Consider the following 12,303-nt stretch of genomic DNA (forward strand, 5'->3'; position numbering starts at 1 on the left):
GCAGTCCGCGGAAGCAGGTCGGACCGGGTGCGCACCCGGTCGGGCCCAGGTACACCTCCCCCCACTCAACGCCCGGCCGCCCCACACCGGTCGGACGTGACCCCTGGAGCGACCATGCCCGAACGCGCAGCCGCTGCGCGGCAGACCGAGCGTCCGACGACCGCTCGACGCCCCCTTCGCAACGCCACCGCTCTGGCCACCGCCACCGCCCTGGTAGCCGGAGCCGCCGGCCTCGCCACCCTGATGGGCGGCACCGCCGCCACCGCCGCCGGCACCAACCTGCTGACCAACGGCGACTTCGAGACCGGCACGCCGACCGGCTGGAGCTGCTCCGGCGGCCTCGGCAGCATCACCACCAGCGCCCCGCACAGCGGCAGTTACGCACTGCAGGCCGCCGCCTCGGCCTCGGACACCGCGCAGTGCTCGCAGACCGTCGCCGTCACGCCCGACACCGCCTACAGCCTGTCCGGCTGGCTGAAGGGCGACTACACCTACCTCGGTGTCACCGGCACCGGCACCACCGACACCAACACCTGGGGCTCCAACGCCAATTGGGCCAACCTCAGCACCAGCTTCACGACCGGGGCCGGCACCACCTCGGTGACGGTGTACGTGCACGGGTGGTACGGGCAGGGGACGTACTACGCGGACGACCTGGCGCTGACCGGGCCGGGCGGCGGCGGTGGCAGCACCAGTGCGTCTCCCACGTCCTCGTCTTCGTCCACCCCGACGTCGACTCCCACTTCGACTCCCACCTCGACGCCTTCGTCCACCCCGACGTCGAGCCCGTCGCAGAGCGCGACCCCCACGCCGACCCCGACCACCACCCCCTCCGGCGGCACCGCGCCCGGTGGCGACGGCCTGGTCTCCACCCCGACCGGGGTGAGCGCCAAGGTGCAGAACAACACCGTGACGCTCAGCTGGGCGGCGTCCACCGACGGCGCGCAGAACGGCAACGTCCCGGCCTACTACGTCTACAGCGGCGCCAACCTGGTCGCCACCTCGATGGGCACCACGGTCACCGTCAGCTCGCTGCTGCCCAACACCGCCTACAGCTTCACCGTCCAGGGCTATGACAAGGACGGACACAAGAGCGCCCAGTCCGCGCCCGCCCCCGCCACCACGGGCGCCGCGCCCACCGGTGCGGTGAAGTCCGCGTACTTCGCGCAGTGGGGCATCTACGGCAACGCCTACTACCCGAGCAGCCTGGCCAGGACCGGCGCGGCGTCGGGCCTGAACACGGTCACCTACGCGTTCGAGAACATCGACCCGACCAACCTGAGCTGCTTCGAGACCGTCAAGGCCGCCGACACCAACGACGCCGACCCCAACGCGGGCGACGGCGCGGGCGACGCCTTCGCGGACTACCAGAAGTCGTACACCGGCGACATCAGCGTGGACGGCAGCACGGACGCCTGGAGCCAGCCGATCAAGGGCAACTTCAACCAGATCCGCGAGCTGAAGGCGAAGTACCCGAACCTCAAGTTCACGGTCTCGCTCGGCGGCTGGACCTACTCCAAGTACTTCTCCGACGTCGCCGCCACCGACGCCTCGCGGAAGAAGTACGTCTCCTCCTGCATCGACATGTTCATCAAGGGCAACCTGCCCACCGGCATCTCGGGTGACGCCTCCGGCGGCACCGGCTCGGCAGCCGGCATCTTCGACGGCATCGACATCGACTGGGAGTACCCGGCCTCGGCCGGCGGCCACACCGGCAACCACTACTCGGCCGCCGACACGGCCGACTACACCGCGCTGCTCGCCGAGTTCCGCAACGAACTGGACGCCTACGGCTCCAGCATCGGCAAGCACTTCCTACTGACCGCGGCGCTGCCCAGCGGCCAGGACAAGATCACCAACGTCCAGACCGACCAGATCGGCAAGTACCTGGACTACGGCAACATCATGTCCTACGACATGCACGGCGCCTGGGACGCGACCGGCCCGACCAACCTCCAGGACCCGCTGCACGACAGCCCGAACGACCCCAGCAAGGCGGTCGCCCCGGGCACCGAGAAGTACAACGTCGACAACGCGGTCAACGCCTTCATCAACGGCGACGCCGCCTACGGCATCAAGGGCGGCTTCCCGGCCAACAAGCTGGTGCTGGGTGTGCCGTTCTACTTCCGCGGCTGGACCGGCGTGCCGGCCGGCGCCGACAACGGCCTCTACCAGAGCGCCACCGGCCCGTCCGCCGCGCAGGCCACCAGCCAGGCGGCCGGTGTGGCGTTCTGGAAGGAGCTGGTGGCGACCGGCAAGACCGGCTCGGCCGATGTGCACTGGGACCCGACCACCCAGAGCTCCTGGATCTACGACGGCACCAACTTCTTCACCGGTGACACCCCGCAGGCCATCGCCGCCCGCGGCGCCTATGCCGGCGGCAAGGGACTGGGCGGCATCTTCGCCTATTCCCTGGAAGCCGATGACCCGTCCGGCACCCTGGTCAAGGCCATGACCAGCAGCATGAAGTAGGACATTTACGGTCCATCAGGAACATTCCTCCCCGGTCCCCGGTGTCAATTCGGCACCGGGGGCCAGGGCTATTCGATGTGTCATCAAGACCTGTTAATCTCAGCCTTTTTCCGCCGCACCCGCGCTGGCGGACTAGACGGGGTAAGAGGGAAAGAAACATGGCGATTCGCCGGTCGAAGCAGAAGGCACAGGTCATCGAGAAGCTCTCGCAAATGGCACCGCCTGGCGAGCACTTCATCGCGTGCGTACACGTGGAGACCGGTCCGAGCCCCTGGCTCAACGGGATCTTCGACGAGATCCCGGGCCTCGGCCTGATCGTCGCGCTGACCCGCAAGTTCTACTTCCTGACGCTCACCAGCAGCTCGGTGGTCGTCAACACGGCCAACCGCTGGACCAACCGCCCCGGCGACGTGATCGCGGTCTTCCCGCGCCACGCCTTCCCGGTCAGCCGGGTCAAGCGGCGCAGCATCTGGAGCTCGATGTACATGCAGCTCCCGACCGACAGCAAGCCGAAGCGCATCAACATCCACCGCTACTGGCGCAACGAGCTGGACCAGCTGAGCGCGGCCTTCCCGCCCGGATCGATCGACCCGAGCTCGCAGCCGTTCGAGAACGTCCCGCAGGGCCAGCCCTTCCCGCCCCAGGGCCAGCCGTTCCCCCCGCAGGGCCAGCCGTTCCCGCCGCAGGGCGCGCCGATGCCCCCGATGGGCGCCCCGGTGCCGCCGCAGGGCCAGCCGCCGTTCCCGCCGCAGGGCGCTCCGGTGCCGCCGCCGTTCCCGCAGCAGGGTGCCCCGGTGCCCCCGCCGCCGGGCCAGCCCTACCCCCCGCAGGGCGCGCCGATGCCCCCGATGGGCGGCCCGGTCCCGCCGCAGGGCGCCAACCCGTACACGGGTCAGCCCGGCCAGCCGGGCTACGCCCCGCACCCGGACCAGATGTGACACGGCACCGCTGAGGCGCCCGTCGGGCCCGCCCCCTTCCCATGGGTGCGGGCCCGACGGCTTTTCGGGTGTCAGTGTCCGTTGCGAGGATGCGCGGATGACCACAACGGACCATCAGCCGCGGGCCCGCCTCCTGGAATCGGTCGGCGCGATCGAACCGTGGGACGACCTGGAGCACACCCATCTGACCACCGCCGCGGAGTGGATCGGTGGCGGAGCCCCGCTGTACCGGGTGCGCAAGCCCGACGTTCCGGCGATGCACCTGGTGACCTACTTCGTCGTCCTCGACGACACGCGCGGGCAACTGCTGTTGGTCGCCCATCGCAAGGCGGGCCTGTGGCTGCCGGCCGGCGGGCACGTCGAGCCGGGCGAGGACCCGTGGGCCGCGGTGGTCCGCGAATGCCGGGAGGAGCTTGGCATCCAGGCCGTGGCATCACCGCTCACCGGGGAACGCCCGTTCTTCCTGACCGTGACCCGCACCCGAGGCGAGGGCTCCCACACGGATGTCTCGCTCTGGTACCTGCTGAACGCCGACACCGATGCCGTCACCTCCTACGACGACGGCGAGTTCAGCGCGATCCGGTGGCTCACCGATGATCAGGTACTGGAGGAGTCGCCGGAATTCCTTGACCCCCACATGCACCGCTTCACCCGCAAGCTGCAGCACATACTGAAGCCATGACCGAGCCAGAGCCCGTGCCCGCGTTCAGCCACGTGAAGATCCGCGTCGGGGCGCTGGTCTTCTGCGGGGACGAGGTTGCCCTCATCCGGCGTGAACGGCCCGGTGGGGTGCGGTTCTTCACGCCGCCCGGGGGCAATGTCGAGCCCGGGGAGGACCTGGAGGCCGCGTTGTGGCGGGAGCTCGACGAGGAGCTCGGGCTCGCACAGGGGCAAGTACCCGCTGCTCCCGAGCTGTTGTGGGTGGTGGACCAGCGCGTCAGTCGGCCCGGGCCGACTGCGGCGCCGCGCAAGCTGCATCTGGTCTACCGGCTGCACATCAGTGAGGCGGTGCGCGATGGCCTCGCCGCCGAGGAGTACGACGAACTCCCCGACGGCACCCACGAGGTGGGCCACATCGACTGGCTGGACTACCGCAGCACCGCCGACCTGCCGGTCTTCCCACTGATCGGCCCGGCCCTCGCCGCGCTCCCCGCCCCCCACGCACCGATCAGCAGCGCCGCGCTGCCCGCCGTCACCGACGCCAACTACACCTGGGTCGAACGATGAGACGAGGCGGCCGCCTCAGTCGTCCAGCAGCGTCAGGTCCAGCTGCGCCAGGCGGTCCTGGTCGGCCAGGATGTTCAGCTCCACCACGCGGTCGTCCGCGACCGTGAACGACATCACCGAGACGACCTGCTCGCCGTCGCTGGACACCATCCCGTACGCGCCGTTGATCAGCGCCTGGTGGCTCTGGTAGGCGAACTGGCGGAAGAACAGCGCCTGCGAGGCCACCGCCGCGCCGCGCCGCGCACCAGCCGGCCGCCCACGCCCACGCCCACGTCGGCGCGGAGCAGCACGTCGGGGTCGAGCCAGGCGCTCAGGTTGTCGATCTGCCCGGCGTCGGAGCGGCTCAGCCGCAGCCAGGGCTCCTGCACCGCGTCCTCGGCCTCGGGCACCGAGCCGAGCATCCGGTACGCCACCGCGCGCAGTTGTCCCCGGGCGGCCTAGAAGCGATCGGCCAGCCAGTCGTGGTCGTCCATGATGATCTCCTCCCCGTCGTGTCGTTCATATCACCGACGGATACCGGCCAGGAGATGTGACAGGCGAGGAGAATGCGGCAGATGACGACTGACGACTTCACCGCCGCCGCCTGGTCGGCCCTCGGCGGCGACCCGGCCGCCGCCACCGCCGTCGAGTACCGCGAGGTGCCCGGTGCCCTGGCCGGCCCGCTGCCCGTCCGGCAGCTGGCCCGGGCCACCGTGGCCGCCTGCTCGCTGGCCGCCGCCGAGCTGCTGGCCGAGCGCAACGGCACCGAGGCTCCCGCCATGGGGGTCCCCCCGGCCGGAGGCTGGGGGAGGATCGACGAGGGCGCCGTGGCCACGGCGTTCACCAGCGAGCGGCAGCTGCGCATCGACGGCCGGGCGCTGACCACCTTCGCCCCGCACTCGGGCTTCTGGCGGACGGCGGACGGCTGGGTGCGCACCCATGCCAACTACCCGCACCACCGGGCCCGGTTGCTGGCCGCGCTGGGCCTGCCGGAGGACGCGTCGGCGGAGCAGCTGGGCAAGGTGCTCAGCGAACGCAGGGCCGCCGAGGTGCAGGAGACCGCCTACGCGGCCGGCGCCCTCGCGGTGGCCGTCGCCGGCCCGGTACCCACCGACCACCAGCTGATCGAGTACCTCGAACCGGGCGTCAGCACCCGCCGACTGGCCCCCGCCGAGCTGCCCGCGGCCGGGGTGCGGGTGCTCGACCTGACCCGGGTGATCGCCGGCCCGGTCGCCACCCGCACGCTCGGCCTGCTCGGCGCGGACGTGCTGCGCATCGACTCGCCCCGGCTGCCGGAGAGCGAGGACGCGCACGCTGACACTGGCTTCGGCAAGCGCTCGACCCGGCTGGATCTGGCCGAGCCGGCCGACCTGGACGTGCTGCGCGAGCTGGCCGCGACCGCCGATGTGGTGGTGGCCGGATATCGCCCCGGTGCGCTGGACCGGTTCGGGCTGACGCCCGAGGCGCTGCCGGGCGCCATCGTGGTGCAGCTCAACGCCTGGGGCTGGCACGGCCCGTGGGCCGGGCGCCGGGGCTTCGACAGCCTGGTGCAGGCGGGCTGCGGGATCGCCGAACTGACCCGGGACGGCACGGAACCGGGCGTGCTCCCCGCCCAAGCCCTGGACCACGGCACCGGCTACCTGATCGCGGCGGGCGTGCTCCGCGCCTTGACGGAGCGTCAACGCACCGGGCAGGCCGCCTGGTTGCGCTACTGCCTCGCCGGCACCGCGCAGTGGCTGCTCACCACGCCCGCCGAGCCCACCGGCCAAGCGCCCTTCGATCCGACCCCGTACCTGGTGGAAACGCCGTCCCCCTACGGACTGCTGCGCCATGCCCGCTCGCCGCTCGGCTACCAGGGTGCCCCGAGCAACTGGCAGCACGGCCCGAGCCGCTGGGGTAGTGACAACCCGGTCTGGAAGGCCTGACTTTCGGTCAATCTTGCTCCGTTCACCCTGACTTCACCACGGCAGCGCGCACGCCTCCTGTTGCGTTCAGGTCGGCTGTGGCAGCCTGTGGCACGCGTGGCGGGGGGTGGCTCGGGCTGCCCTCCGGCCAGCGATCTACGCGCGTCCCCGACATGGCACCACTGCGGGCGCGCGGACGTGCCCGCAGGCGCCCAGAGAGGGAGCAGGATGCGCAGGAGCAAGTGGCTGGCGCTGTCGCTGACGGCGGGGCTGGGGCTGGGGATGGTGACCGCCGGTGCGGCGACCGCCGACCCGGGCCACCGCCACCCGCAGTCGAACGGTTGCCAGATCTCGGCCGACGGCCGGGACGTGCAGCATGTGATCTACCTTCAGTTCGACAATGTGCACTTCACCCGGGACAACCCCAACGTGCCGTCCGACCTCGAGCAGATGCCGCACCTGCTCGACTTCCTCAAGGACAACGGCACCCTCGACACCGACCACCACACGCCGCTGATCGCCCACACCGGGGACGACATCCTCACGTCGATCACCGGCCTCTACGGCGACAAGCACGGCCAGTCGGTCTCCAACTCGTACCGGTACTACAACCCGGACGGCACCACCAACTCGGCCAGCAGCTTCGCCTACTGGACCGACGGCGTGGCCGACACCTCGGTGCCGAAGCCGTCCGACAGCGCCCCCACCATGGTGGGCCCGGACGGCAAGATGGCACCGGCGCCGTGGGCCGCCTACACCAAGGCGGGCTGCGACTTCGGCTCGGTCTCCACGGCCAACACCGTGCTGGAGAACACCACCGTCGACATCAACAAGGTGTTCGGCACCGACGGCCCGCAGTACGCCGAGGCCAAGGCCGACCCGGCCAAGGCGCAGGCCGACTACGTGGGCATCGGCGTGCACTGCGCCAAGGACTCCGCGATCTGCGCCAAGGGCAACCCCAGCCCGGACGTGCTGCCGGACGAGCCGGGCGGCTATAACGGCTACCAGGCCCTGTTCGGTGCCAAGTACGTTGACCAGGCGATCAGTTCGGACGGTGTGGTGCGCAGCACCGCCGGCACCCCGATCACCGACCCGAAGGGCAACCCGGGCTTCCCGGGCTTCGACGCGATGACCGCCGACAACTCGCTCGGCTACGTCGCGCAGATGCAGGAGTCCGGCGTGCCGGTCACCTACGCCTACATCTCGGACGCGCACGACCAGCACGGCGCCGACGCCGGTGCGATGGGACCGGGCGCGGCCAACTACACGGCCCAGTTGAAGTCGTACGACAACGCCTTCGGGAACTTCTTCGACCGGCTGAACAAGGACGGCATCAACAAGAGCAACACGCTCTTCGTGGTCACCTCGGACGAGAACGACCACTTCGTGGGCGGCCAGCCGACCCCGGCGAACTGCGACGGCGTCACCGTGCCGTGCAGCTACCAGCAGATCGGCGAGGTGAACGCCAACGCCCGTGGCCTGCTGGCCACTCAGCAGGGCGTCACCACCCCGTTCCAGGTGCACGCCGACTCGGCGCCGAACTTCTACCTGAACGGCCGGCCCGGCCAGGACGACCCGACCACCAGGTCGTTCGAGCAGGCCTGGTCCAAGGTGACGGCGGTCAACCCGATCACCGGCAAGACCGACACCGTCTCCAACTACCTCGCGGACCAGGCGGAGCAGAAGATCCTGCACATGCAGACCGGTGACCCGCTGCGGACGCCGACCTTCACCTCGTTCGCCGACCCGAACTACTTCGTCTACGCGGGCGCGGCCAACTGCAACGCGGCCTGTGTGGCGCTCGGCCCGGCGTACGCCTGGAACCACGGTGACTTCTCGCCCGACATCAACACCACCTGGCTGGGCCTGGTCGGCCCGGGCGTGCGGCACGACGGCGAGACCGGCAAGGTCTGGTCGGACCACACCGACATCCGTCCGACCATGTTCGCGCTGCTCGGCCTGACCGACCCGTACACCCACGACGGCCGGGTGCTCACCGAGTTCCTGGACAACAACGCGCGCCCGGGCAACCTGCGCGGGCAGCACGGCCGGGACTACCAGAAGCTGGCCGCGGCCTACAAGCAGCTGAACGCGGGCGTCGGCGCCTTCGACTCGGCCACCCTGAAGGCCTCGACCCGGAACATCGAGTCGGTCAGCGCCGGCGACCAGCAGTACCAGCAGGGCACCGCGCAGCTGACCGCGCTCGGCAGCCAGCGGGACGCGCTGGCCGGGCAGATCGCCAAGGTGCTGGACCAGGACGCCTTCGGCGGCCAGCGGATGGACGCCCCGCAGGCCGACCGGCTGACCGCCCAGGCGGACGCCCTGGTCAAGCAGGCCCAGCAGCTGGCCGGTTGAGCTCCGGATAACTGACTGAGCGTCATCCTGCCGTCCTGGGAGTGCTGTTCCCAGGGCGGCAGGTTCGCATCCGTGTGGTTGTGGGCATGACACCCAAGCGTTGCCCGCCCGCTACCGAGCAGTCATCCGGGCGCGAAACGGTCTGGCGAGCAAGGCACGGGGACACCCCGGGGGAGGAAGAGAATCCGCATGCCACGACCACCATCGTCCGCCCGGCCCGCCGAGAAGGCGCTGGCCTGGGCCTTCCTGCTGCCCTCGGTGGCCGTCTTCGCGCTCTTCCTGGGCTACCCGCTCTACCGCAGCTTCTACTTGAGCACGCACGCCAACGACCTGTTCGGCGCGCCCACCCGGTTCGTCGGCTTCCAGCACTACACGGACCTGCTGAGCTCCGCCGAGTTCGCCCGCACGCTGGCCACCACCGGGCTGTTCGTACTCCTCACCGTGGTGCCGGGGGTGCTGGGCGCGCTGCTGCTGGTGCTGCTGCTGGAGAGCCGGATCCGCGGGGTGCGGCTGCTGCGCTCGGCCTTCGCGCTGCCGTTCGCCTTCTCGGTGGCCAGCGCCTCGGTGGTGTTCGGGGTCTTCTACAACCCGGCCACCGGGGTCATCAACGGGCTGCTCTCCCACCTCGGGGCGGGCCCGGTGAACTGGCTGACCGATTCCGGGGTCGCGCTCGTCTCGCTCTCGCTGGTGACGATCTGGCTGAACCTCGGCTACAACGTGCTGGTGCTGTCGGCCGGGGTCGGCTCGATAGCACCGGAGATCAGCGAGGCGGCCCGGCTGGACGGCGCCGGCGGCTGGCGGCTGGCCCGCTCGATCACCGTGCCGCTGCTCGGTCCGCACCTGTTCTTCCTGGTGGTGGTCTCCACCATCAACGCGCTGCAGACCCTGGGCCAGATCAACATCCTCACCAAGGGCGGCCCGGACCACTCCACCACCACCCTCAACTACTCGGTCTACCAGAAGGCCTTCGCCTTCGGCTCCAGCGACTTCGGCACCGCCAGCGCCCAGGCCGTGGTGCTGCTGCTGGTCGTGCTCGCCTGCACCGCGGTGCAGTTCGGGGTCATCGAGCGAAAGGTGCACTACGCATGAGTCGCGCGCTGGGCCGGGCCGCCGTCTACCTGCTGCTGGCGGCCGCCGCGCTGGTGGTCTGCTTCCCGGTCTACTACGTGCTGGTCGGCTCCTTCATGACCAACGCAGACCTGGCGGTCTACCCGCCCGCGCTGGTGCCGCACCACCTGACGCTGGGCAACTTCAGCGGGGCGGCCCGCTCGGTGCCGCTGGCCCGGCAGTACCTCAACTCGGCGCTGGTGGCCGGGCTGATCACGGTCGCCCAGCTGCTCACCTCGATCCTGGCCGCCTATGCGCTGGTCTTCCTGCCGCTGCGGCTGCGCGGCGCGGTCTTCGGGGTCTTCCTGGCCACCCTGATGGTGCCGTGGGAGGCCGTGATCATCCCCAACTACCTGACCCTGTCCGGCTGGGGGCTGGGCGACAGCTACACCGCGCTGGTCCTGCCGTTCCTGGCCTCGGCGTTCGGCACCTTCATGCTGCGCCAGGCGTTCCGGCAGTTCCCGGCGGAGCTGCGGGACGCGGCGCGGATCGACGGCGCCGGGCACTGGCGGTTCCTCTGGCGGATCCTGGTGCCGCTCAACAAGCCGACGCTGGCGGCGGTCGCCATCTACGTCTTCCTGTCGGCCTGGAACCAGTACTTCTGGCCGCTGATCATCACCCGCAGCGCGCAGATGCAGACCCTGCAGATCGGGCTGGCCAGCCTGCACGACGCCGATGTCGCCAACCCCGGGCTGATCCTGGCCGGCGTACTGCTCTCGGTGCTGCCGACCCTGCTCCTGGTGGTCTTCGGCCAGCGCTACATCGTCCGCGGACTGACCGCCGGTGCGGTCCGCTGATCCACCGAACCAGGCTGAGACCTAGCTAGAAGGAGACAGTGACGTGCGCAAGCTGCTGGCAGCGACGGTGGTGGCGGGCCTCGCCCTGACCGCGTGCAGCTCGTCGACGGGGAGCGGTTCCGGATCGGACGGCTCGGCGCCGGGCGCCCAGGCGCTCACCGACGCCAAGGGGGTGACCACGGTCACCTTCTGGCACGCCATGACCGGGCAGAACGCCACCGTGCTGAACGGGCTGGTCGACAAGTTCAACCAGGAGCACCAGGGCAAGATCCAGGTCAAGCCGGTCTTCCAGGGCACCTATGACGACGTGATCTCCAAGTACAAGGCGTCGGTGCAGCAGAAGGGCACCCCGTCGCTGGTGCAGGTCTACGACATCGGCACCCGGTTCATGATCGATTCCAAGCAGACCGTGCCGGTCCAGGCGTTCTCCGACAAGGACGGCTACCCGCTGACCGACATCGAGGCGCCGATCCGCAACTACTACACGGCGGGCGGCAAGCTGGTCTCGATGCCGTTCAACTCCTCCATGCCGCTGCTCTACCTGAACGCCGACGCCTTCAAGGCGGCCGGCCTGGATCCGACCAAGCCGCCGCAGACCCTGGCCGAGCTCGGCGACGACGCCAAGAAGCTCACCGTCAAGGACGCCGGCGGGCAGACCACCCAGTACGGATTCGGCGCGGCCATCTACGGCTGGTTCGTCGAGGAGCTGCTGGCCGAGTCCGGCACGCTCTACTGCGACCAGAACAACGGCCGGGACGGCAAGGCGAGCAAGGTGGTCTACGACTCGGCGCAGGGCGCGCAGGCCCTGCAGTGGTGGGCCGACCTGGTCAAGAACGGCTACGCGGTCAACACCGGCCGGGTCACCGCGGACGCCCAGGCCGCCTTCAAGGCCGGCCGGGTGGCGATGAACCTGGAGTCCACCGGCGTGCTCGGCGGCTATGTGCAGGCGGCCAAGTTCCAGGTCGCCACCGCGCCCTACCCGAAGATCAACGACGGCGACCCGGGCGGCCCGGCGATCGGCGGCGCCTCGCTCTGGATCGACGGCCCCGGGCACTCGGCGGCCGAGCAGCGGGCGGCCTGGGAGTTCACCAAGTGGCTCGCCGAGCCGGCCCAGCAGGCCGCCTGGCACACCGGCACCGGCTACTTCCCGATCAACGGCAAGGCGCTGGACGACCCGACCGACAAGGCCTGGGTGGCCAAGCACCCGCAGTTCCAGACCGCGATCGACGAGCTGAACGCCACCAAGCCGTCCGCCGCCAACGCGGGCTGCCTGCTCGGCGTGATGCCGCAGGCGCGCCAGGGCGTCGAGGACGCCATCGAGCAGACCATCAGCGGCTCCAAGACCGCCCGGCAGGCGCTCGCGGACGCCGCCAAGGCGATCCAGCCGGCCATCGACAACTACAACAACTCGGTCGGCTGACTTCCGGTGCCCGGTCGAACCGCCGCGACTCGGCACTCGATCGGGCTCTGACCTGCGGCGAAACCGAACCGCCCGGGAGGTTTGGCCTGCCGTTCGCACTGATC

At 70.4% G+C, this 12,303-nt stretch carries 11 protein-coding genes; 9 read left to right on the plus strand and 2 right to left on the minus strand.

Annotated elements, in window-relative coordinates:
* Positions 1–114 precede the first annotated feature (114 nt).
* The 4 genes from P3T35_RS00385 to P3T35_RS00400 all read left to right on the plus strand — a co-directional run bounded on the left by P3T35_RS00385 (position 115) and on the right by P3T35_RS00400 (position 4,637).
* Positions 115–2,472 carry a glycosyl hydrolase family 18 protein gene (locus P3T35_RS00385; protein WP_101380831.1) on the plus strand — a complete coding sequence of 786 codons (2,358 nt, stop codon included), beginning with the start codon at positions 115–117 and terminating at the stop codon, positions 2,470–2,472.
* 158 nt (positions 2,473–2,630) lie between these two features.
* Positions 2,631–3,410 (plus strand): hypothetical protein, encoded by a 780-nt coding sequence (locus P3T35_RS00390; RefSeq protein WP_101380832.1) that lies wholly within the window; start codon positions 2,631–2,633, stop codon positions 3,408–3,410.
* 97 nt (positions 3,411–3,507) lie between these two features.
* Positions 3,508–4,092: an NUDIX domain-containing protein gene (locus P3T35_RS00395; protein ID WP_101380833.1), complete on the plus strand. Its 585-nt coding sequence runs from the start codon at positions 3,508–3,510 to the stop codon at positions 4,090–4,092.
* A complete protein-coding gene (locus P3T35_RS00400) occupies positions 4,089–4,637 on the plus strand; it encodes an NUDIX domain-containing protein (RefSeq protein ID WP_101380834.1) in 549 nt (182 codons plus the stop codon). The genes P3T35_RS00395 and P3T35_RS00400 overlap by 4 nt, the downstream gene beginning before the upstream one ends.
* 15 nt (positions 4,638–4,652) lie before the next feature.
* Here the strand turns inward: P3T35_RS00400 and P3T35_RS00405 are convergent, their stop codons facing one another.
* Together P3T35_RS00405 and P3T35_RS00410 are read right to left on the minus strand one after the other, a co-directional pair.
* Positions 4,653–4,862: a hypothetical protein gene (locus P3T35_RS00405; RefSeq protein WP_101380835.1), complete on the minus strand. Its 210-nt coding sequence runs from the start codon at positions 4,860–4,862 to the stop codon at positions 4,653–4,655.
* Positions 4,805–5,038, minus strand: a complete 234-nt coding sequence (locus P3T35_RS00410) for a hypothetical protein (protein WP_280704084.1) — start codon at positions 5,036–5,038, stop codon at positions 4,805–4,807. The genes P3T35_RS00405 and P3T35_RS00410 overlap by 58 nt, the downstream gene beginning before the upstream one ends.
* 153 nt (positions 5,039–5,191) lie before the next feature.
* Here P3T35_RS00410 and P3T35_RS00415 point away from each other — a divergent pair, with 153 nt between their 5' ends.
* The 5 genes from P3T35_RS00415 (at position 5,192) to P3T35_RS00435 (ending at position 12,199) form a co-directional block, all read left to right on the plus strand.
* Positions 5,192–6,541 carry a CoA transferase gene (locus P3T35_RS00415; protein ID WP_101380836.1) on the plus strand — a complete coding sequence of 450 codons (1,350 nt, stop codon included), beginning with the start codon at positions 5,192–5,194 and terminating at the stop codon, positions 6,539–6,541.
* Positions 6,542–6,748: 207 nt separating this feature from the next.
* Positions 6,749–8,875, plus strand: a complete 2,127-nt coding sequence (locus tag P3T35_RS00420) for a hypothetical protein (protein ID WP_101380837.1) — start codon at positions 6,749–6,751, stop codon at positions 8,873–8,875.
* Between the two features lie 189 nt (positions 8,876–9,064).
* Positions 9,065–9,964, plus strand: coding sequence for a sugar ABC transporter permease (locus P3T35_RS00425; RefSeq protein WP_101380838.1), 900 nt, complete (start codon positions 9,065–9,067; stop codon positions 9,962–9,964).
* Positions 9,961–10,779, plus strand: a complete 819-nt coding sequence (locus tag P3T35_RS00430; RefSeq protein WP_101380839.1) for a carbohydrate ABC transporter permease — start codon at positions 9,961–9,963, stop codon at positions 10,777–10,779. Before P3T35_RS00425 ends, P3T35_RS00430 begins: the two co-directional genes overlap by 4 nt.
* Positions 10,780–10,822: 43 nt before the next feature.
* Positions 10,823–12,199 (plus strand): ABC transporter substrate-binding protein, encoded by a 1,377-nt coding sequence (locus P3T35_RS00435; protein WP_101380840.1) that lies wholly within the window; start codon positions 10,823–10,825, stop codon positions 12,197–12,199.
* The last annotated feature ends 104 nt before the right edge of the window (positions 12,200–12,303 follow it).

Origin of the sequence: Kitasatospora sp. GP30 (assembly GCF_029892145.1) — a bacterium.
Lineage (GTDB): Bacteria > Actinomycetota > Actinomycetes > Streptomycetales > Streptomycetaceae > Kitasatospora > Kitasatospora acidiphila.

What these genes read in the sequence shown, in the direction of transcription:
- P3T35_RS00425 (WP_101380838.1), top strand. Translation starts at nt 9,065, where the DNA reads ATGCCACGACCACCATCGTCCGCCCGGCCCGCCGAGAAGGCGCTGGCC.
- P3T35_RS00385 (WP_101380831.1), top strand. Translation starts at nt 115, where the DNA reads ATGCCCGAACGCGCAGCCGCTGCGCGGCAGACCGAGCGTCCGACGACC.
- P3T35_RS00415 (WP_101380836.1), top strand. Translation starts at nt 5,192, where the DNA reads ATGACGACTGACGACTTCACCGCCGCCGCCTGGTCGGCCCTCGGCGGC.
- P3T35_RS00390 (WP_101380832.1), top strand. Translation starts at nt 2,631, where the DNA reads ATGGCGATTCGCCGGTCGAAGCAGAAGGCACAGGTCATCGAGAAGCTC.
- P3T35_RS00430 (WP_101380839.1), top strand. Translation starts at nt 9,961, where the DNA reads ATGAGTCGCGCGCTGGGCCGGGCCGCCGTCTACCTGCTGCTGGCGGCC.
- P3T35_RS00400 (WP_101380834.1), top strand. Translation starts at nt 4,089, where the DNA reads ATGACCGAGCCAGAGCCCGTGCCCGCGTTCAGCCACGTGAAGATCCGC.
- P3T35_RS00395 (WP_101380833.1), top strand. Translation starts at nt 3,508, where the DNA reads ATGACCACAACGGACCATCAGCCGCGGGCCCGCCTCCTGGAATCGGTC.
- P3T35_RS00410 (WP_280704084.1), bottom strand. Translation starts at nt 5,038, where the DNA reads ATGCTCGGCTCGGTGCCCGAGGCCGAGGACGCGGTGCAGGAGCCCTGG.
- P3T35_RS00420 (WP_101380837.1), top strand. Translation starts at nt 6,749, where the DNA reads ATGCGCAGGAGCAAGTGGCTGGCGCTGTCGCTGACGGCGGGGCTGGGG.